The sequence below is a fragment of the Caulobacter sp. Root1472 genome, from assembly GCF_001426985.1.
GTDB classification, from domain to species: domain Bacteria; phylum Pseudomonadota; class Alphaproteobacteria; order Caulobacterales; family Caulobacteraceae; genus Caulobacter; species Caulobacter rhizosphaerae.
This window is the reverse complement of record NZ_LMFX01000052.1, coordinates 53,956-73,828: the sequence shown is the minus strand read 5'-3', so window position 1 is coordinate 73,828 and position 19,873 is coordinate 53,956. Positions and strand designations below refer to the sequence as shown.

Below are 19,873 nucleotides of genomic sequence, written 5' to 3'. Positions count from 1 at the left end.
TCGGAGCAATTAATAGGGATCGGGACTTAATCTTGACCTAACGCGGCCTGACCACGCCGCAAGTTTGTGGGCTTTGCGTCGTCTTTTCGACTCTGGGTTTCAAAGTCTCAGCGACCGCGCCACCATGTCAGCAGGCGGCGCTCGGCCAGGCTGAGCAGCCCGTGCAGAGCCACGCCAAGGAGGGCCAGGACCGCCAGGGCGGCGAACACTCGCGCGGTCTGCAAGCGGTTCGACGCCTCGAGGATCCGCCAGGCCAGGCCCTGGTTCCCGCCCGATCCGGCCACGAATTCGGCGACCACGGCCCCGACCACGGCCAGGCCGGCCGCCACCTTGTGGCCCTCCAGCAGGGCGGGCAGGGCCGAGGGCAGCCGCAGCCGCCACAGACGCTGGGTCCGGCGGGCGCCATAGAGGTCGAACAGCCGGGCCAGGTCCGGATCGACCGCCTTGAGGCCGGTCAGGGCGCCGGAGAAGATCGGGAAGAAGGCCGCCACCGCCGCCAGGGCGACGACGGCGCGCTGCGGATGCTCGATCCCGGCCCAGATGGTCATCAGCGGCCCGATGGCCACCAGCGGCGTGACCTGCAGGGTCACGGCGACGGGGCGCACGGCCTCCTCGACGGTCGGATTCAGACTGACCGCCAGGGCCAGGCCGCACGCCAGGACGCTGGCCAGGGCCAGGCCGACCAGGGCGGTCGACAGGGTGGTCCAGGCGCTGGCCAGCAGCAGCGGCCAGCCCTCGGCCAGCGCCGCGCCGATCGCCGAGGGCGCGGGCAGCAGATAGACAGGGATCGCCAGGACTCGACAGGCGGCTTCCCAGACGGCCAGCAGCAGGACGATCAGGGTCAGGGGGGCGAGGATCTTCATGCGGCGAACCCCCTCCGGCCCTTTGGGCCACCTCCCCCAGAGGGGGAGGATCTAGCGGCGCCTAGATGCTCCCCCTCTGGGGGAGCTGTCGCGAAGCGGCTGAGGGGGCTCACGCGATGGCTCCCAAGTTCCCCGCCAGCAGTCGCGACACCTGCTCCGCCGTCTCGCGGAACGCGGCCGTGGTGCGGAAGCCTGGCGGCCGGACCACCGGCCCCTCGACCGCCACCTCCCCGACGATGCGGCCCGGGCTCGCGCTCATCACCACCACGCGGCGGGCCATGTAGACGGCCTCCTCGACATTGTGGGTGACGAAGACCACTGCGGGGGCCAGCTCGGCCGCCAGGGCCAGGACGTCGTCGGCCAGGGCGCGACGGGTGATCTCGTCCAAGGCCGCGAACGGCTCGTCCAGCAGCAGCAGGCGCGGGCGGGTGACCAGGGCGCGGGCCAGGGACGCACGCATGGCCATGCCGCCGGACAGCTGGGCGGGCCGGGCGTTCTCCACCCCCTTGAGGCCAACCTTGGCCAGGGCCTCGATCGCTCGGTCGCGCCCTTCGGTCCTGGGCGTTCCTGCCAGTTCCAGCGGCAGGGCGACATTGGCCGCCGCGCTCATCCAGGGGGCCAGGGTCGGGGCCTGGAACACCACCGAGGTCTCGCCCTTGCCGGCGGCGCGGGTCACCATCCCGCGGGTCGGCGCCTCCAGCCCCGCCAGCAGCCGCAGGGCCGTGGACTTGCCGCAACCGGAGGGCCCGACCAGGGCGACGATCTCGCCGGGCGCGAGGGCGAGATCGACCGGTCCCAGGACGCGCCCGCGGGCGTAGTCGACCTCGACGGCGGAAAGGCTGGCGATCAACCCAGGCATAGGGTGGGGAATTGGGCGGCATGCACCCCTAAGGCGGACAGGGCGAGCACCAGCTGGGCGGCGCAGATCGTCCAGAACGACACGGGATGCCGGGCACGCTTGATCGTCCCGAAAAACGGAAAGGCGACCTTCCCCGTCTGGAGGGAGGCCATCAACAGTCCGCAGAGCAGAATCGCGGCGGCCAGGAACCACCAGGTCGGTTCGGGGCGGGCGGGGTGCTTCTCCATGCGCCGGCTACTGGACTTTGGGCAGGAATTTCAGCGTGTAGGCCGACTTGTAGTCCATGTCCTTGGGATAGACGCCCTGCTCGGAGGCCACCTTGAAGAACTCGGCCCAGCGGGCGTCGTCCATCCTGCCCACGCCCTGGCGGGGCACGATGCCGTAGGCGCGCATCTTCTCGCGGGCCTGGTCCAGGACATCCTGGGTCATTTCCGGATTGTCCTTGAGGATAAGGGCGTCGCCCGGCTTGGGATCGCCGTAGAGGTAGCTGGTCCAGCCAGCGGCCGTGGCCTCGACGAAAGCGTTCACCGCGGCTGGGTTCTTGGTGATCAGGGCGTCGGGAACCAGGGCGAACGAGGCGTAGGCCGGATAGCCGTCGTCGGCCAGCAGGAAGACCTTGGGCGTGACCTTGCCCTCCTTCTCGATCAGGTAGGGTTCGGAGGTGACGTAGCCCTGCTGGACCACCGAGTTGTCGGCCAGGAACGGCGCGGCCGAATAGTTGTACTTGCGCACCTGGTCGTCGGTGAAGCCGTGCTTGGCCTTCAGCCAAACCCAGAAGGCGGTGATCGAGGCGTCCGACAGCAGGATCGGGTGGCCCTTCATGTCGGCGATGGAATTGATCCCCTGGCCGTCGTGGGCGATCAGCACCTGGGGGTCCTTGTCCATGAAGGCGGCGACGGCTTTGACCGGCACCTTCTCCTTGGCCAGGTTCAGCACGATGAAGCTGTTGGAGCCGACGCCGACGTCGACCGCGCCGGTGGCCAGAAGCTGGGGCACGTTCACGCCCGGGCCGCCCTGGATCAGGGTCACGTCCAGGCCGCGCTTGCTGTACTCGCCGGTCGCCAGCGCCTGGTAGTAGCCCCCCAGCTCGGCCTCGCCCTTCCAGTCGGTGGCCAGTTTCAGGGCGGTGTGGCCGGGCGCCTCGACGACCTCCTTCTTGGCCGGCGAGCAAGCGGCCAGGACGGCGCAGAAAGCCAACGTTGCCAGGCGCAGGATCTTCATCGTCGTCTCCCCGAATTGCGGGGCGGAGGTTAGTGGGGCAGGCGGGGCGTGGGAAGCCCGGTATGAGATAGGAGGCTCACCCACTTGCCCCCACGCCCTCATAGGAGGTGGAGCGTTGGGCGGAGCGCTCTTCCCCCTCTGGGGGAAGACGACCGCAAAGCGGTCCGTAGGGAGCAAGTGTTCGCCGCGGGAAGGTCCTACCGCCGCGCCAGCCAGCGGCTGACCTTGGCGTACAGCACCTCGCGCTGCACCGGCTTGGCCACGTGGTCGACCATGCCGGCGGCGTAACAGCGCTCGACCTGCTGCGGCAGGGCGTCGGCGCTCATGGCGATGATCGGCACCTCGCCCGCCTCGCCGTCGAGGGCGCGGATGGCGCGGGTGGCGGCCAGGCCGTCCATCTGCGGCATGTGGATGTCCATCAGGATGATATCGAAGCCGCCGCGCGCCGCCTTGGCCACCGCCTGCTCGCCGTTGTCGGCGGTCTCGACCTGGCAGCCGACCAGGCTCAGCAGGGCCGCGCCGATCTCGCGGTTCATCGGATGGTCGTCGACCAGCAGGATGCGGGCCGCGCCAGGGGCGGCGACCGGCTGCGGTTCGCCGACGTCATAGGGCTCGACCTGCGGCGCCTGCAGTTCCAGCCAGAAGGCCGAGCCATGGCCCGGGGCGCTGTCGAAGCCGATCTTGCCGCCCATCAACTCGACCAGCGCCTTGCTGATCGCCAGGCCCAGGCCCGCGCCGCCGTAGGGACGGCTGGCCGAGCTGTCGACCTGGCTGAAGCGCTGGAACAGCCGGCCCTGCCGCTCGACGGCGATGCCGACACCGGTGTCGACGATTTCGAACTTCAGCCGGTCCTCGAGCTCGCCGGGCTCGATGGTCAGGCAGGCCCGGATCCGTCCCGCCTCGGTGAACTTCACCGCGTTGTTGAGCAGGTTCAGCAGCACCTGGCGCAGGCGCAGGCCGTCCAGGTCGTGCAGGCCGCCAACCGGATCGACGACGTCGACCTCGAGCGCCAGCCCCTTGTTCTCGGCCTCGGGCCGGATGATCCCGACCGCGTCGTGCAGCACCGCCGCCGCCGAGGTCGGCTGGAACAGCAGTTCGACCTGACCGGCCTCGACCCGCGAGAAGTCGAGGATGTCGTTGACGACGGTCAGCAGGGCCGTGCCGGCGCTGTCGATCAGGGTCAGTTGCCGGCGGACGTCGGGCGCCAGGTCGCGGCGTTCGACCAGCAGCTGCGAGAAGCCCAGCATGCTGTTCAGCGGCGTGCGGATCTCGTGGCTCATGGTGGCCAGGAACTCGGTCTTGGCCTCGTTGGCGGCCAGGGCCCGGGCTCGGGCGGCGCGGGTCAGCTGTTCGCGCCGCATCAGCAGACGGCGCAGGCGTTCCTGCTGAGCCAGGGCCAGGCCCGCGGCCAGGCTGGTGACGAACAGCACGCCGACGAACACCTGGACCAGCCGGTTCTGGTGGGCCTGCGACCAGTCGGTCTGGATCTGCGAGTTCCACAGGCCGTGAACGGTCAGCGGAATGGCCACGCAGGCGACGATCAGCGACGTCTGGGCCGCCCCGCGCGGACCCAGGCGGAAAGCGGTCAGCAGGGCGACCGGGAATAGCATGAATGGCACGGGCAGCCCCTTGCGGTGGAACACCAGCGCCGACAGGGCGGCCGCCAGCAGGGCCAGGCCCAGTTGCTCCAGCAGCGGGCGGTGGAACGCGCGGCGATGCTCGCTGTCCAGCAGCACCAGCACGGCGGGCAGCACGATGGCCATGCCCAGCACGCCGCACACGAACCAGTCGGTCAGCACCGTCACGAAGGGCAGGCCATAGGTCAGGGCCAGCACGGTCGCGGCCAGCGTGGCCATGGCCAGTATGACGGGCGCGGTCAGGGTGGTCAGCAAGGCCAGCTGCCGCATGGTCCGCACGCGCGGCGGACCGAAAAAGCGCCTGACCACCCACCAGACCAGCAGGGCCTCGCCGACGTCGACCAAGGTGTAGAGGATGGCGTGCCCCAGGCTGTCGCCGACCATCAGGTCGATGGCCAGATGGCTGACCGCCGCGATGACGATCAGAACGACCCGGCGACGGGGATTCAGCACCAGCAGGCCGCCCGCCAGCAGGGCGTTGGTCGGCCACAGGGTGGCGATGCCGAGCGCGTTGCGGGTCAGGAAGTCGCTGAAGGCCTGGCTGGCCAGCAACGCCACGGCCAGGACGAGCAGGATCCGATCCTGCCGCCGCTGTTCCTGATGGGCGACGTTAGCCTGCATGGGTGTTCCCGTTCCCCGGTCGGGACAAATACGCGAACCGAGCCGCTACGGTTCTCCGATAGGCGGCGCTGTGACGCTTTGCCGCATCCTGGGATGCAGCGCAATCGCGTCATGGTTGCGTTTCGTCCTCGTGCAGGATTTCCCGGCGCCGCCAGGCGTCGATCCGCGTCATCAGCGGCGTGGCGGTTACGCCGTGGACCAGGATCGAGCAGAGCACCACGAAGCCGGTGATCGCCCATAGCCGGTCCCACCGATGGAAGTCGCCGTGGTTGAGGCCATAGGCCAGGTAGTAGAACGATCCCAGCCCCCGGATGCCGAAGAACGCCACGACCGCGCGTTCCCGCTTCGAATGCGGGGCGCCGGTCAGACCGATCCAGCCGGCGAGGGGGCGGACGACGAAGACCAGGGCCAGGCCGAACGCCACTTCCTTCCAGGTCAGGGAGTCCAGCAGGCCGCCCGCCACCGCCCCGCCCAGCAGGACCAGCACCAGCATCATCAGCAGGCGCTCCACCTGCTCGGCGAAATCGTGCATGGCCTCGTGGAATGCGTGGTCGCGCTCGGTCTCCCGCAGGGCCAGGGCGGCGATGAACACGGCCAGGAAGCCGTAGCCGTGCGCGGCCTCGGCCACGCCGTAGGCCACCAGGGTGGCGCCCAGGGCCACCAGCCCGTCGCCGGTGCCCGAGATCCGGGCGTGCGGGGCCTTGAACGTCGCCCAGCCCAGAGCCCGGCCCACCGCCCAGCCCACGCCTGCGCCGGCCGCCACGCGCCACAGCACGTCGACCGCCAGCCAGTGGGTCAGCAGCGGGGCGCTGACCACACTGCCCGCCAGGCCCAATCCGACCGCCAGGTGCACGAACGGAAAGGCGAAGCCGTCGTTGAGGCCGGCCTCGGAGGTCAGGGCGAACCGGGCCTCGCCGTCCTCGCCCGAGCGGGGCGGTCCGACCTGGACGTCCGAGGCCAGCACCGGGTCGGTGGGCGCCAGCGCGCCGCCCAACAGCAGGGCCGCGGCCAGCGGCAGGCCCAGGCCGTGCACGCCCATCAGCGTCACCGCCAGGATGCTGAGCGGCATGGTGACCGCGATCAGCCGCCAGGACGATTCCCAGCGCCGCCAGCCGATCCGTCGGTCGATCTTCAGCCCCGCGCCCATCAGCGAGACGATCACCACGATCTCGGTCAGCCGCTCGGTCAGGGTCGAGAAGCGCAGGGGATCGGAGCGGAACGGCAGGACGCCGCCGTGGAACACCACCACCCCGATCAGCACGCACAGGATGGCCACGGAAAGCGGCAGGCGGCTGAGCGCCATGGGCAGCCAGGCGATCAGCAACACGACGACGCCCAGGCCCAGCAGGAACAGCAGGTATGGATCGAACATGGGTCCCTAACGCGCGGGTCGACCGACCGGAGCCATTGGAGGACCGAACCCAGCGGCGCCGTTGGGCGTTACGAGCCAGGCGATCGTGCACAGGAGCTGGAGCGCATGGACAAACTGTTCGCCAAATTCGCCAACGCCACGGCGCGCATCACCGGCAGCCCGCCGGCCTTCCTGGTTTGCGTGCTGCTGGTCGTCGTCTGGGCCGCCAGCGGGCCGATCTTCAAGTTCTCGGAAACCTGGCAGCTGGTGATCAACACCGGCACCACGATCATCACCTTCCTGATGGTGTTCCTGATCCAGAACACCCAGAACCGCGACGGCGCGGCCGTTCAGACCAAGCTGGACGAGCTGATCCTGACCTCCGAGGCCGAGAACGACTTCATGGGCATCGAGAAGCTGACCGAAAAGGAACTGGCGGCCATGCACGCTCGCTGCGTCGAGCACGCCAAGGTCGCCCAGGATCGGCTGGAAAAGGTGTCGGCCGTTCGCGAGTCCCGCAAGAACGCCAAGGCGGCGCCCAAGGCCAAACGCGCCCCGGCCAAGCGCCCGGCCGCCAAGAACGCCCCGGCGCGCCGGGTGAAGACGTCCTGATCTTCGCCCATCCCGGCGTTCGCCGGGCGGGCGCCGGGTCGCCTACTTCTTCTCCAGCAGCAATTGGCCCTGCTTCTTGACCTGACCGGTGATCTTGCCGGCGATCATGCCCAGCAGGCCGGGCAGGACGATGTCCATCCGCACCGACTGGTCGAACACGGTCAGCACGCCGGAGATCGGCTGGCCCATGGCCTGGGCCGAGAAGGTCAGGGCGTCGCCGGCCCAGGCCTTCTGGACATCCTTGACCATGCCGCCCGTCTGGCTGAGCAACTGGCCGAACCCTTCCTCGATGCGGCGGCGCGCCTCGGCCGCCCCCAGCTGGTGGGGAATGGTGATGGTCACCGGCTTGCTCATGCGCGTGGCGCTCCTTGTCCATGGGCCTAACGCCCGCGAGGGACATATGGGGCCGAGCAGCGTCCGTCTCTACGTCCGGATCTGACGTATCGACCGGCGAAGGTCGGCGCATCCACGGAGGACGCCATGACCGACATCGCCATGCCCAGCCTGTTCCAGCCCCAACCCCGCTCGCTCCGCTTCACGCGCCCCGGCCGGCCCGGCGGCGTGCTCGGGGCGCTGAACTACGCCGGCGTGCTGCTGGTCTGGGCCGCCCTGTTCGTGGTGCGGCCGGGTCTGGCGATGCAGGTGTTCCGCGAACGCCGCGCCGACTCGCCGATCCGCCGTCGCCGCTAGACTAGCCAAGCCGGGCGATCGGTGGGATGGCAGGGGGCATGCAGCGCACCGTCTCCATCGCCCATGTCAGCCACCGCCTGAAGGCCCCGTTCCGCATCTCGCGCGGGGTCAAGACCGCCGCCGAGGTCGTGGTGGTCGAGATCGTCGAGGGCGAGCTGGTCGGCCGCGGCGAGAGCGTGCCCTACGCCCGCTACGGCGAGACGGTCGACAGCGTGGTCGCCCAGCTCCAGCCCGCCGCCCAGGCCTTGCGCGAGGGCGCGGGGCCGCACGAGGCCTTGGCCCTGCTGACGGCCGGCGCGGCGCGCAACGCCCTGGACTGCGCCCTCTGGGACCTGCGGGCCAAGCGGGAGGGGTTGAGCGTTGAGGCCCTGACCGCCTTGCGCGTTCCCGACAGCTTGGTCACCGCCGTGACGGTCAGCCTGGACGGCCCCGAAGCCATGGCCGCGGCCGCCCGGGCCGTGGCTTCCGCCCCGCTGATCAAGGTCAAGCTGTCGGCCGACGATCCCGCCGCCCGGCTGCTGGCCGTGGCCCGGGCCGCGCCGGACGCCCGGCTGATCGTCGATCCCAACGAGGGCTGGGACTTCGCGACGCTCGACGGTCTCAAGCCCGTGCTGTCGGACCTCAACATCGCCCTGGTCGAGCAGCCCTTGCCGGCCGGCGAGGATCAGGCGCTGGAGGGCTACGATCCGCCTTACCCGATCTGCGCCGACGAGTCGGTGCATGTGGCCGAGGATCTGGCGGCGCTCGAGGGCCGCTATCGCGCCGTGAACCTCAAGCTCGACAAGGCCGGCGGACTGTCCGAGGCCCTGCTGATGCTGGAGGAAGCGCGCAACCACGGCTTCGTCCTGATGGTCGGCTGCATGGTGGCCTCGTCCCTGGCCATCGCGCCCGCCCTGCATCTGGCGGGCTCCTGCGCCTTCGCCGACCTGGACGGACCCTGGTGGCTGGCGCAGGACCATCCCGGCGGCTGCCGGGTGGCGGACGGGCGGATGACGCGGCCCGCCGAGGGGTTCTGGGGTGACGGAATGACAGCGACCGGCCTGTGGCTCTGAGCGCACAGGACGGCGCGCGACGGCAGGATCTGAGCTGTACTTTCGCGCGCATGGATGTAACCTTTGATTGAATAATCAGGGAGGTATCGTCATGCGTAAGCGTTCCATGGCTTTGGCGGCCGTCGCCGCCTCGATCCTGCTCACGCCGCAGGCTCTCACCCCCAAGGCCCAGGCCTTTGGCACCATCCGCAGCCTGGGCCAGAACGCCGAGCATGAGCGCATCACGCGCAGCGGCCTGGCCACGTTCGGCTTCGGATCGGACTCGCTGGATCAGCTGGCCGGCAAGAACGGCACCTGGGGCGCGGTCGGCGCGCCCGACAACCCGACGCGCGGCCTGATGAGCAGCAAGCCCGCCCACTGCGACGGCGGCGACTTCTTCACGCCGGGCGCCTATCCCCAGAGCGCCGCCACCGCCCAGAATATCCTGACCTCGTGCCGCACCTACATCTACAACAACATCAATGCAGCGGTGAGCGACGCGGCCGGCCTGGTGAAGCCGAACCTGCAGCTGGGCAGCACCAGCATCTTCGGCGGCTGCACGTTCAACGGCGTCAAGGGCCGGGCCAAGTGCAACGTGTTCGAGGACATGGGCATGGCGTTCCACGCCGCCCAGGATTTCTACTCGCACAGCAACTGGATCGACACGCCGCGCGCCGCGCCCTCGATCGCCGATCCCCAGGGCCTGAACCACGCCGCGCCCGCGCCATGGCTGTCGCCGGCTGGCGGCGCGTTTCCGGCGGGCCTGATCAGCGGCTGCTACGACGGCTTCCCGGAGTCGCTGTACTGCAGTGGGCGGATCAGGCACGCGGTGCTCAACAAGGACACCACCGGCACCGCGCGCGGCTTGCCGGCCTATAACCGGGCCATGGACGTCGCCGCCCAGGACACCCGGGCCAAGTGGGCCTATTTCGAGAGCCGCCTGGTCGCCGTCTACGGCGCGCCGCGCGGGAACAAGATGATCTGCGTGCTGAAGCGGGACAATCCGGGAAGCTGCTAGACTCTCGGACAGTCTTCCCGGTGGGGAGAAGGCCTCGCGCCTTCGGGGACGACCGCCTGGCGGGCGTGGCGAGCGGGCTCCAGGGCCAGCGTTAAGTCTCGCCAGGCGCCGCGCGGCATGGGCCAGATTGAACGTTTTGGGCGGTCGAGCGTACGAAAGGAGAAGCGCGGCGCCGGACGCGGTTCTTCCGCCGCGCGAAGCGGTTTAGGTCGGTGGCCCGCGCTCCCTGAACGAGACTCCTCATGCCCTTCGACACGCCGCCTCCCGTCGAGCAGGTGATCGTCACCGCCGCGCGCCTGCCGCCTGCCGCGGCCGAGGCGGCGTTTTCCGTCGTCCATCTGGGCGAGGGCGACCTGGCGAAAAGCCAGCGGGTGGACGAGGCGATAGGCCAGACGCCGGGCGTGTCGCTGTTTCGCCGCACCTCCAGCCTGTCGGCCAATCCCACCACCCAGGGGATCAGCCTACGGGCCATCGCGCCGTCCGGCGCGGGGCGGACCCTGGTGACCCTAGACGGGGTGCCGCTGAACGATCCGTTTGGCGGCTGGGTGATCTGGTCGCAGTTGGCCCCGGAATCCCTGACCGGGATCGACGTCGTGCGCGGGGCAGGGGCGGGCCCCTACGGAGCCGGCGCCCTGACCGGCGTCATCGGACTCAAGGAGCGGGACGCCGGCGTCGCCGCCGACGTCTCGGTCGGCGAGCTGGGCTCCGAGCGCGCCTCCGCCGCGGCCACCTCGACCTTCGGGCGGTTCGAATTCACCGGCGCGGCCTTCTACGACAAGTCCGACGGCTACGTGCCGGTGCGGGGCGACGCCCGAGGCGCGGCCGACACCCGGACCGACCTGGAGGCCAAGAGCATCTCCGGCCGCGTCGACATGGCCACGGCCCTGGGCCTGCTGTCGCTGCGCGGCGGGTTCTTCGAGGAGGATCGCGGGGCGGGGCTGGCCGGAGCCCGCGCCAACGCCTCGGGCAACGTGTTCAGCGCCACCCTGGTCAAGGCCCCGCGCGGCGCGGCCCTGGGCTGGAAGCTGCAGGCCTGGCGGCGGACCAGCGACCTGTTCAACAGCTCGGTCGCCGTTGCCGCCGGTCGCTCGGCCACCACGCCGACCAACAGCCAGGACAAGACCCCGGCTACCGGCTGGGGCCTCAACGGGGCCCTGCGCCGCAAGGCCGGCGGGCTGGAGTGGGAGCTGGGCGCCGACGCGCGCCTGAACGACGGCGAGGAGCGCGAGCGCTACAGCTATTTGGGCGGGACCTACACCCGCAACCGCGTGGCCGGCGGCAAAACCGCGGTGGCCGGGGCCTATGCCGATGGATCGTGGACGGCAGGCCCTTGGCTGGTGGCCGGCGGCCTGCGGCTCGACCACTGGGCGACCACCGACGGCTTCCGGATCGAGCGTAGCGCCCTGACCGGGGCGGTGCTGCTGGACCAGCATCCGGCCGATCGCGACGGCGAGGTGGTCAGCGGCCGGCTGGGCGTGACCCGCGACCTGGGCGGCGGAACGACGGCCCGTCTGGCCGGCTATACCGGCTTCCGGCCCGCCAGCCTCAACGAGCTCTATCGCCCGTTCCGGGTGGGCAACGACGTCACCGAGGCCAATGCGGGGCTGAAGCCCGAGCGACTGCAGGGGATGGAGGCCGGCGTCTCGCACAAGAGCGACAAGGGGCTGGTCGAGGCCACGGCGTTCTGGAACCGGATCGACGACCCGATCGTCAACGTCACCCTGGGCGCGGGGCCGGGAACCTTCCCGATCGGCGGCTTCATCCCGGCCGGCGGCGTGCTGCGCCAGCGCCAGAACGCGGGGACGATCGACGCGGTCGGGCTGGAAGGCCGCGCCGAGCGCACGGTCGGCGCCGTGACCCTGAGCTCGGCCCTGGCGGTCACCGACGCCCGGTTGGACGGCGGTTCGACGGCTCCGCAGCTGACCGGCAAGCGCCCAGCCCAGGCCCCGATCTGGAGCGCCACGGCGGGCCTGTCGGCCGAGCTGACCGAAACCCTGGCCCTGACCACGGACCTGACCTGGGAAGGCAAGCGGTTCGAGGACGACTTGAACAGCCGCGTGCTCGATCCGGCCTGGCGGCTGGACGCCCGGCTGGACTGGCGCGTGAAGCCCCTGGTGACGCTGTACCTGGTCGGCGACAACCTGCTGGACGCCAATATCCAGACCTCGCGGACGGCGGACGGCGTAGCGGGGTATGCGGCCCCGAGGGTGGTGCGGGTGGGACTGAGGGTGGCGCTGTAGGGACCGGGGACATGCCCTCGCGGCGTGTCCCCAGCGTCGAGCGACGCGCCCGCAAGTGGGGGACACGCCGCGAGGGCGTGTCCCGATCACCGCACCGGCTTGCCCTCGAACACCACCTTGGCCCCCTTCTGAACCGCCGCGCCCAGCTCGGCCGCGTCCCAGTTGGTCAGCCGCACGCAGCCGTGCGAGGCGCGTTTGTTGACCAGCTTGGGGTCGGGCGTGCCGTGGATGCCGTAGGTGTCCTTGGTCAGGTCGATCCAGGTGGAGCCCACCGGATTGTTCGGCCCGGCCTTGATGGTCAGCTTGGCCTTCGGCTTGCCGAACGTCAGGCGCGAGGGATCGTAGGTGTAGGTCGGACGCGGGGCCACTGTGTTGACCGCCCACTCGCCGACCGGGGCGGGGCGCTCGGTGCTGCCGACCGTGGCCGGATAGACCGCCAGCAGCTTGTCGCCGTCGGCATAGGCCTTGAGCACGCCCTTGGCGTTGTCGATCTCGATCCGGGTGACCCTGCCGTCCAGGCCGTCGGGCCCCAGGGCGGCGACGATGATCGTGGTCCCGGCTCGGGAGAAATCGACGCCGGGGTTGAGCGCCTGCAGCAGCGGCTCGTCCATGTGGAACTTCTCGGCCAGGGCCTCCAGCGGCGAGCCGTAGCCGAGGGCCGGCAGCTTGGCCATCGCCTCGTAGTCGTCCTTGGGGATGTCGGGCGTGAAGGGCCCGGCGACGTCTTCCGGCGTGATCACGTAGTCGGTCAGGGCCGGGCCGCCGTCGGCGACCAGGGCGTCCCAGACGGCGGGGCTCAGCTTGCCGTCGACGGTCAGCCGGCGGGCTTCCTGGAAGGCGCTGATCGCCAGGGACAGGTTCGAACCTTCCCGGCCGTCGATCACCCCGGGCGAGAAATGGGCGCGGTCCAGCAGCACCTGGGCGCGAGTCAGATAGGCCTGCTTGGCCTCCGGCGTCGTGGCGGCCGGATCGAAGGCGGCGGCGTTCACGGCCTGGGCCAGCGGCGAGGGCGCGGCGGGGGCGACGGCCGGCGCCGCCACCACCGGCGTCTGGGGCTTGGCGGGCGGGGCGGCGGGCTTCGACACGGCCGGCTTGTCCGGCTTCGGGGCGGGATCGGAACAGGCGGCGGTGGCCGCCAGGCAGCCGAGCAGCAAAACGACAGGACGCAGGGGCAAGGGCATGCAAACGACTCCGGGGCGGGAACGCCTTGCCCCTCTCAAGCCTTGAGCCATGGCGAAGTTCCACAACCGGCCTCCCGCGGCCAAGGAGCCCTGTTTGAAGATCCTGCGTCGGCTGATCTGGGTTCTGGGCGGGCTGGCCGTGCTGGTCGCCGCGTTCGTCGCGTGGGTGATGTGGCCAGGCAAGCGCCCCGCGCCGGCCTTGCCGCCGCCCTCGGCCTCGGCGCCGCGCGAACCGGCCCAGTACGCGCCCCCGACCTATCTGCCGTCGAACGATCCGCCGGCCAGCCCAACCCTCCGAGCGGCGCCCGGCGGTTCGCCCGAGGACTGCAACGCCGGCGGCGCCTCGGCCAGCGCCGCGCCGGTCAACGCCGCCTCGCTGACCACCCTGACCTGGACGCCGTTCGGGCGGGCCGAGACCGGGTGGGAGATCTACGCCCCCCGCGTCGCCCACGAGGTCCAGACCGCCTGCGCCCCGGGCACGCCGCGCTTCGCCGCCGCCCTGGCGCGATGGCAAGGCGGTCATGGCCTGAAGGCGACCGGGACCTTCGACCCGGAGACCTTCAAGGTCATGCTCGTGCGCTGGCATCGGGCGCGGCCGTTCGTGAAGGTCAACGGCGAGGGGATCTGCCCCGGCGCGCCGTCGGTCGCCCTGCTGTCCACCGCCAAGCCCGAGGAGAGCTACGGCGGCAAGGCCATCCAGCTGCGGCCCGGCGCCCTGGACGCCTATCGCCGGATGGTCGCCGAGGCAAAGGCGGCCGGGGTGGTGCGCGACCCGCGCGCTCTGACCCTGTTCTCCGGCTTCCGCGACCCGGCCGCCGACGCCGCCCGCTGCGCCCGCGACAACAACTGCCAGGGCGTGTCGCGGACCATCTGCTCGGCCCACCGCACCGGCCTGGCCATGGACCTGTTCATCGCCGCCGCGCCGGGGTTCGGACCGGACTCCAGCGCCGATCCCAACCGGTTGGCGATGACCCGGTCGGACCTCTATCGCTGGCTAGTGGCCAACGCGGGGCGGTTCGGCTTCGTCAACTACGTGTTCGAGCCCTGGCATTGGGAGTGGACGGGCGAGCCGATGCTGCCGGGCGTGCCGATCGCCAGCCTGCCGCTGGCCGGCTCCGGCCGTCCCGGCGACCCGCTGCTCACTCCGCCCGCAGCACCGGCGCCGGCCGCTGCGCCAGCGCCAAGGCCGCCGCCAAAAGGCCCCCCGCCGTCGAAAGCCCCGCCGCGCCGACCAGCAGGATCATGACCCCGCCCCAGTCGACGCTCCAGCGGGCCTCGAACACCTTGACCACCACCGGCCAGGCGGCGGCGAAGCCCAGGGCCACGCCCGCCGCCCCGGCGATCAGCCCGACCGCGCCGTACTCGATCGCGTAGGCGGCCAGGATCTGGCCGCGCGTGGCGCCCAGCACCTTGAGGGTCGCGGCCTCGCGCGCCCGGGCCCGCGCCCCGGCGGCGATGGCCCCGGCCAGCACCAGCAGGCCGGCCAGGCCCGCCACTGCCGCCGCGCCCCGCACGGCCAGGGCCAGGCGGTCGAACAGGGCGGCGGCGGCGTCCAGCTGCTCGCGGACGCTGATGACGTTGACCCCCGGAAAGCTGTCGCCGAGCCGGCGGGTCAGGGCGGCTTCCTGAGGCTTGCCCAGCCGGGCGATGGCGACGTTGCGCAGGTCCGCCCCCTCCAGGGCCCTGGCGTTCAGCACGACGTTGAAGTTGGGGCCGAAACCGCCGAACTCGATCCTGCGCAGCACCGCGACGCGGGCCTCGATGTCGCGGCCCAGGATGGTCAGGGTGACGCTGTCGCCAACCTTCAGCCCCGCGCCCTCGGCTAGCTCGGCGTTCAGGGCCAGCAGCGGCGGGCCGGCGTAGTCGGGCCTCCACCACCGGCCGGCGGTGGTCTCGCCGTCCCCATCTTGGTTGCTTGGCGGCGCGCCGCTCAGCAGGGTCATGCCGATGTCGTTGTCGAAAGCCCAGCGCTGGCCCGGCTTGATCCTGTCCTTGTCGACCGGCCGGCCTTTCAGGCCGCTGATCCGGCCAGTGACGAAGGGCAGGCGGAGATAGGTCTCCGGGGTCAGCGGCATGACCTGGGCGACCTCGGCGTCGAACGCGGCGGCCTGGCCGCCGGGGATCTCGGTGAACACCATGGCCGGGGCGGTGCGCGGGGCGGTGGTGGTGATCTGGGTCAGTAGAGCCGACTGGATCAGCACCACGCAGGCCAGCAGGGCCACGCCCAGGCCGATGGCCGGGCTGGCGGTGCGGGCGGCCGAGCGCGGTCCGGCCAGGTTGGCCAGGCCGAGCTTCGCGGGACCGCTGACCAGGCGTCTCATCTTGCCCGCGCCCCAGGCGGCGGCGCGTCCCAGGGCCCAGAGGACCGCGAACGAGACGGCGACCCCGGCGATCATGATCGCCGCGGCGATCGGTGTCGGGGCGGTGGCCACGGCCAGGGCGGCCAGGCCCGCGCCGGCCAGCACCGCGCCCAGGGTTTCCAGGCTCAGCGGAAGGCGGCCGCCCAGGCTGCGGCGAAACAGGGCCGACGGCGGCGTGCGGCGCGCCCTCGCCAGCGGGACCAGCGAGAAGGCCGCGGCCGCCAACAGGCCGAACAGCCCGGCCTTGGCCAGGGGCAGGGGATAGACGGCGAACAGGGCCGGGATCGGCAGGGACGAGCCAGCCAGCTGTCCCAGGACCAGTGGCGCGACGGCGCCGATCGCCAGGCCAATGGCCACGCCCAGGGCGGCCAGCAGCCCGATCTGGATCAGGTAGAGGTTGCGGATCAGCGCGCCGTCGGCGCCCAGCGCCTTGAGCACGGCGATCGATGGCTCGCGGGTGGCCAGATAGGCGCTGACCGCGCCGGCCACGCCCAGGCCGCCGGCCACCAGCGAGGCCAGGCCGATGAAGCCGAGGAAGTATTCCAGCTGATCGATCAGGCGGCGCGCGCCGGGTGCGGCGTCCAGGCGGTCGCGAACCTCGAAGCCCGCATGGGGAAACCGGGCCTGGACCGCCTTGCCAACGGCGCGCGGGTCCTGGCCGGCCGGCAGGGCGACACGAACCGCGCGACCGGACAGGCCGCCGGGCGCCAGCAGCCCCGAGCGCTCCAGCACCTCGCGGCGTACAAGTACGCGCGGTCCAAGGGCGAAGCCCCGGGAAAGGCCGTCGGGTTCGCTGACCAGCACGGCGCTGGCCCGCAGTGTTATCGGCCCGACCGTGAAGCGGTCGCCCAGCTTCAGGTGCAGGCGGTCCAGCAGGGCCGGCTCGACGGCCGCGCCGGAGACGCCGTCACGGTCGGCCAGGGCGGTCTTCAGGTCGGGCGCGCCGTCCACCTTCACCGTTCCGGCCAGGGGAAAGCGTCCGTCGACGCCGCGCAGGCTGACCAGGCGCCGGTCGCCGCTGGGGGCCTCCGCCATGGCGCGGGCGGCGGCGGTGTAGGTTGTGGTTCCCAGCCGATCGAAGGCGGCGCGCTCGGCGGAGGTGAAGTCTCGGTTCTCGACGGAGGCATAGAGGTCGCCGCCCAGGATCTCGCGGGCCTGGCTGGCCAGGCCGTGGCGGAAGGCCTCGGCGGTCGAGCCGGCGGCGGCGATGGCGGCCACGCCCAGGGCCAGGCACGCCAGAAAGATGCGGAAGCCCCGCACCCCGGAGCGCAGCTCGCGGGCGGCCAGGCGAAACGACAGGGCGGCCATCAGGCGAGGATCTTTCCCGTATCGATCTTTCTTGTGTCGATCTGGCCGTCGGCCATTCGCACGATGCGGTCGGCGCGCGCGGCCAGGACCGGGTCGTGGGTGACCATGACCAGGGCGGCGCCGACCTCGGCGATCAGGGCGAACATCAGGTCGGCGACGGTGGTGGCGGTCTTGGCGTCGAGATTGCCAGTCGGCTCGTCGGCGAACAGCAGGGCGGGGCGGGCGGCCAGGGCGCGGGCCAGGGCCACGCGCTGCTGCTCGCCGCCCGACAGCTGGTGTGGATAATGGGTCAGCCGGCCCGACAGGCCCACCCGGCCGAGCCACTGGCGGGCCGTGGCCAAGGCGTCCCTGGCGCCGGCGATCTCCAGCGGCGTGGCGACGTTCTCCTCGGCGGTCATGTTGGGCAGCAGATGGAAGGCCTGGAAGACCAGGGCGGCGCGGCCTCGGCGCAGGCGAGCCCGGCCGTCCTCGTCGAGCCTGGCCAGGTCCTGGCCGAACAGGCGCACCGCCCCTGACGTCGGCTGCTCCAGCCCGGCCCCGACGGCGATCAGCGACGACTTTCCCGAGCCCGACGGACCGATCACCGCCAGCCGTTCGCCCGGGCCCACGGCCAGGTCGACGCCGCGCAGGATGTTCACGGGCCCCGCCGCCGAGGGCAGGGTGAGGGTCACGGCATCGAGAGCCAGGACGGACGTGGAGCCTGCAGCCATGAAACTTCCTGATTTCCTGGTCATTGTCTGGACGGAACCCAACCTACATAGGAAGCCATGAGCCTGAATGCGGTGACGATCCAATTGTCCAGGAGTCCTTGTGCAGCAAGGCGGCGGGGCTTGCGCGCGCGGGCTCGCTTCCAGATCGCGCCGATGGACAGACCATGAGCCCTACCGCACGCTTTCCGGACCGCCGCGCCTTTCTCGCCGGACTGTTGCTGGCCACCCAGGCCGCGGCGGCGCCTCGGACCCAGCTCACGCCGTCCCCCCGGCCTCCGGTGATCACGGTGCTGGGCGACTCGATCACCGCCGGCCTGGGCCTGCCGGCCAGGGACGCCATGCCCGCCCAGCTGCAGGCGGCCCTGACCCGCATGGGCGTCCTGGCCACCGTGCGGGCCGCGGGGGTGTCGGGCGACACCAGCGGCGGCGGCCTGGCGCGGGTCAATTTCAGCGTCGCGCCGGACACCGCCCTGTGCGTCGTGGCGCTGGGCGGCAACGACCTGCTGCAGGGGATCGAGCCCCGCGTCACCAAGGCCAACCTGAGGGGCATCCTGCAGAGTCTGCGCCAACGGCGGATCGGGATCGTCCTGGTCGGGGTCGGCGCGCCGCCGCTGATCGGCGCGGCCTACGCCCGCGAGTTCAACGCCCTCTACCCGGCCCTGGCGCGGGAGTTCTCGGTCCCGCTCTACGCCAACATCCTGGCCGGCGTCGGCGGGTCGCGGCAGCTGATGCAGGGCGACGGCATCCATCCCAATGCGGCCGGCGCGCGGATCATCGGCGGCAAGCTGGCGCCGTTGGTGGCCCAGGCGCTGAAGACGATCCCCACCCAGACGGCGGCTAGGTGAAGAACTCGACGGCCACCAGCACCACGCCGGCGATCCACACGGTCTCGAAGACCATCAGCGCCACGGGCCGCCAGCCGGCGGTCATCAGGTCCTTGAACGAGGTCTTCATGCCCAGGCCAGCAATGGCCGTGACCAGGCACCAGCGGGAGATCTCGTTGGCGGCGTCGGTGACCGGCTTGGCCAGCCAGCCAAGGCTGTTGACGATGACCAGGGCGGCAAAGCCGACCAGGAACAGCGGCACGGTCGCCTTGGCGCCCCCGGCCGCGCCTGGTCCCATGCGGGCGACGACGAAGGCGATGGTGAAGACCACCGGCAGCAGCATGGTCACCCGCAGCAGCTTCACATAGGTGGCCACGTCGCCGGTGTGGGGCGAGATCATGTAGCCGGCCCCGACCACTTGGGCGACGTCGTGGATGGTGCCGCCCAGGAAGATCCCCGCCCGGGTGTGGTCCAGATGCAGGGCCGCGGTCAGCAGCGGATAGGTGATCATGGCGATGGTCGACAGCGCCGTGACCGTGACGACGGCCAGGATCGTGTCGCGCTCGGCGTCCTTGCCGCGCGGCAGGACCGAGGCGATGGCCAGGGCCGCCGAGGCGCCGCAGATGCCGACCGCCCCGCCCGACAGCACGCCGAAGCTGGACCTCAGGCCCATCCGCCTGGCCAGGAACGCGCCCAGGCCGATGGTCGAGCCGATGCCGACGATGACTGTGACGATCGGCGTCAGGCCCAGGCCCAGGATCTGGCTGGCGGTGATCCGCGCGCCCAGCAGAGCGACGCCGAAGCGCAACACGGCCTTGGACGAGAACTCGATGCCGGGGATGCAGCGGCCTTCCTGGTGAAGGAAGTGGAAGGTCATGCCGAACAGCAGGGCGAACAGCATCACCGGCGCGCCGTAGTGCTGGGCCAGCCACTGCGAGGCCAGGGCGATGGTCACCGCCACCAGCACGCCGGGATAGAGCTTGATCAGCGCCGATTGACCCGGGAGGCGGGTCGCGCCCTTGGCGGCGGCGGCCGGCTCCGGTCGCGACAGCCCCTCCATGCCCTCCAGCGACTGGAAGAGCGCCCGCGCGGCGGCGGTGTCGGTGTCGAGGTCGGAGTTCATCGTCGGGCCCTGAACCGGCGAGTCGCGCCGGTCACCGGCGATCGAGACCCGATGCGAGGGAAGCCGACAAGGAAAATCGGCGCCGGACGCCTACGCCTGCACCGCAGGACAGGGCTCGGGCTGGTTTCTGAACGGCGGCTAACGAAAGCCTCACAACGCGTTCAGCCGCCGCCCCGCAAAAGGTGACCGTGGCCGCAAGATCCGCGGCGTGGAACGGAATGATG

Annotated in this window: 18 protein-coding genes; 7 read left to right on the top strand and 11 right to left on the bottom strand. The window is 71.3% G+C overall.

Annotation, left to right across the window (positions count from 1 at the left end):
- Positions 1 to 107 precede the first annotated feature (107 nt).
- The 6 genes from ASD47_RS25540 to ASD47_RS25515 all read right to left on the bottom strand — a co-directional run bounded on the left by ASD47_RS25540 (position 108) and on the right by ASD47_RS25515 (position 6,573).
- Positions 108 to 863 (bottom strand): ABC transporter permease, encoded by a 756-nt coding sequence (locus tag ASD47_RS25540; protein ID WP_056762747.1) that lies wholly within the window; start codon positions 861 to 863, stop codon positions 108 to 110.
- Between the two features lie 109 nt (positions 864 to 972).
- Complete coding sequence (locus ASD47_RS25535; protein WP_056762746.1) at positions 973 to 1,722, bottom strand: ABC transporter ATP-binding protein; 750 nt, start codon at positions 1,720 to 1,722, stop codon at positions 973 to 975.
- Positions 1,710 to 1,949, bottom strand: coding sequence for a hypothetical protein (locus tag ASD47_RS25530; protein ID WP_056762745.1), 240 nt, complete (start codon positions 1,947 to 1,949; stop codon positions 1,710 to 1,712). Before ASD47_RS25530 ends, ASD47_RS25535 begins: the two co-directional genes overlap by 13 nt.
- A gap of 7 nt (positions 1,950 to 1,956) precedes the next feature.
- Complete coding sequence (locus tag ASD47_RS25525) at positions 1,957 to 2,943, bottom strand: ABC transporter substrate-binding protein (RefSeq protein WP_056762744.1); 987 nt, start codon at positions 2,941 to 2,943, stop codon at positions 1,957 to 1,959.
- A gap of 197 nt (positions 2,944 to 3,140) precedes the next feature.
- A complete protein-coding gene (locus ASD47_RS25520; RefSeq protein WP_056762743.1) occupies positions 3,141 to 5,201 on the bottom strand; it encodes an ATP-binding protein in 2,061 nt (686 codons plus the stop codon).
- A 109-nt stretch (positions 5,202 to 5,310) separates the two neighbouring features.
- Positions 5,311 to 6,573, bottom strand: coding sequence for a sodium:proton antiporter (locus ASD47_RS25515; protein ID WP_056762741.1), 1,263 nt, complete (start codon positions 6,571 to 6,573; stop codon positions 5,311 to 5,313).
- 105 nt (positions 6,574 to 6,678) lie between these two features.
- Here ASD47_RS25515 and ASD47_RS25510 point away from each other — a divergent pair, with 105 nt between their 5' ends.
- Positions 6,679 to 7,164, top strand: coding sequence for a low affinity iron permease family protein (locus ASD47_RS25510; protein ID WP_056762730.1), 486 nt, complete (start codon positions 6,679 to 6,681; stop codon positions 7,162 to 7,164).
- A 42-nt stretch (positions 7,165 to 7,206) separates the two neighbouring features.
- Here the strand turns inward: ASD47_RS25510 and ASD47_RS25505 are convergent, their stop codons facing one another.
- Positions 7,207 to 7,518, bottom strand: a complete 312-nt coding sequence (locus ASD47_RS25505; RefSeq protein WP_056762717.1) for a polyhydroxyalkanoic acid system family protein — start codon at positions 7,516 to 7,518, stop codon at positions 7,207 to 7,209.
- 126 nt (positions 7,519 to 7,644) lie between these two features.
- Here ASD47_RS25505 and didA point away from each other — a divergent pair, with 126 nt between their 5' ends.
- The 4 genes from didA (at position 7,645) to ASD47_RS25485 (ending at position 12,143) form a co-directional block, all read left to right on the top strand.
- Entirely contained in the window at positions 7,645 to 7,854 is a 210-nt protein-coding gene (didA, locus tag ASD47_RS25500) for a DNA damage-induced SOS-independent cell division inhibitor A (protein WP_056762715.1), read from the top strand.
- 38 nt (positions 7,855 to 7,892) lie between these two features.
- Entirely contained in the window at positions 7,893 to 8,906 is a 1,014-nt protein-coding gene (gene dgcA / locus ASD47_RS25495) for an N-acetyl-D-Glu racemase DgcA (protein WP_056762713.1), read from the top strand.
- A gap of 91 nt (positions 8,907 to 8,997) precedes the next feature.
- Positions 8,998 to 9,903 (top strand): hypothetical protein, encoded by a 906-nt coding sequence (locus ASD47_RS25490; RefSeq protein ID WP_156402438.1) that lies wholly within the window; start codon positions 8,998 to 9,000, stop codon positions 9,901 to 9,903.
- 242 nt (positions 9,904 to 10,145) lie between these two features.
- Positions 10,146 to 12,143, top strand: a complete 1,998-nt coding sequence (locus ASD47_RS25485) for a TonB-dependent receptor (protein WP_056762710.1) — start codon at positions 10,146 to 10,148, stop codon at positions 12,141 to 12,143.
- 86 nt (positions 12,144 to 12,229) lie between these two features.
- On the opposite strand, the gene ASD47_RS25480 is transcribed toward ASD47_RS25485, so the two are convergent.
- Complete coding sequence (locus ASD47_RS25480) at positions 12,230 to 13,324, bottom strand: L,D-transpeptidase (RefSeq protein ID WP_056762708.1); 1,095 nt, start codon at positions 13,322 to 13,324, stop codon at positions 12,230 to 12,232.
- A 94-nt stretch (positions 13,325 to 13,418) separates the two neighbouring features.
- Between ASD47_RS25480 and ASD47_RS25475 the strand changes: the two genes are divergently transcribed.
- Positions 13,419 to 14,570: a D-alanyl-D-alanine carboxypeptidase family protein gene (locus tag ASD47_RS25475; protein WP_056762966.1), complete on the top strand. Its 1,152-nt coding sequence runs from the start codon at positions 13,419 to 13,421 to the stop codon at positions 14,568 to 14,570.
- Here the strand turns inward: ASD47_RS25475 and ASD47_RS25470 are convergent.
- Complete coding sequence (locus ASD47_RS25470; protein ID WP_056762706.1) at positions 14,464 to 16,992, bottom strand: ABC transporter permease; 2,529 nt, start codon at positions 16,990 to 16,992, stop codon at positions 14,464 to 14,466. The genes ASD47_RS25475 and ASD47_RS25470 overlap by 107 nt on opposite strands.
- The gene (locus ASD47_RS25465) at positions 16,992 to 17,702 is read right to left on the bottom strand and encodes an ABC transporter ATP-binding protein (RefSeq protein WP_056762704.1); all 711 of its coding nucleotides are present in this window, start codon (positions 17,700 to 17,702) and stop codon (positions 16,992 to 16,994) included. Before ASD47_RS25465 ends, ASD47_RS25470 begins: the two co-directional genes overlap by 1 nt.
- Positions 17,703 to 17,866: 164 nt before the next feature.
- On the opposite strand from ASD47_RS25465, the gene ASD47_RS25460 reads away from it, so the two are divergent.
- On the top strand, positions 17,867 to 18,547 hold the full coding sequence (locus ASD47_RS25460) for an arylesterase (protein WP_056762702.1): 681 nt from the start codon (positions 17,867 to 17,869) through the stop codon (positions 18,545 to 18,547).
- On the opposite strand, the gene ASD47_RS25455 is transcribed toward ASD47_RS25460, so the two are convergent.
- Positions 18,540 to 19,649, bottom strand: coding sequence for a YeiH family protein (locus ASD47_RS25455; RefSeq protein WP_082564814.1), 1,110 nt, complete (start codon positions 19,647 to 19,649; stop codon positions 18,540 to 18,542). The genes ASD47_RS25460 and ASD47_RS25455 overlap by 8 nt on opposite strands.
- Between the last annotated feature and the right edge of the window lie 224 nt (positions 19,650 to 19,873).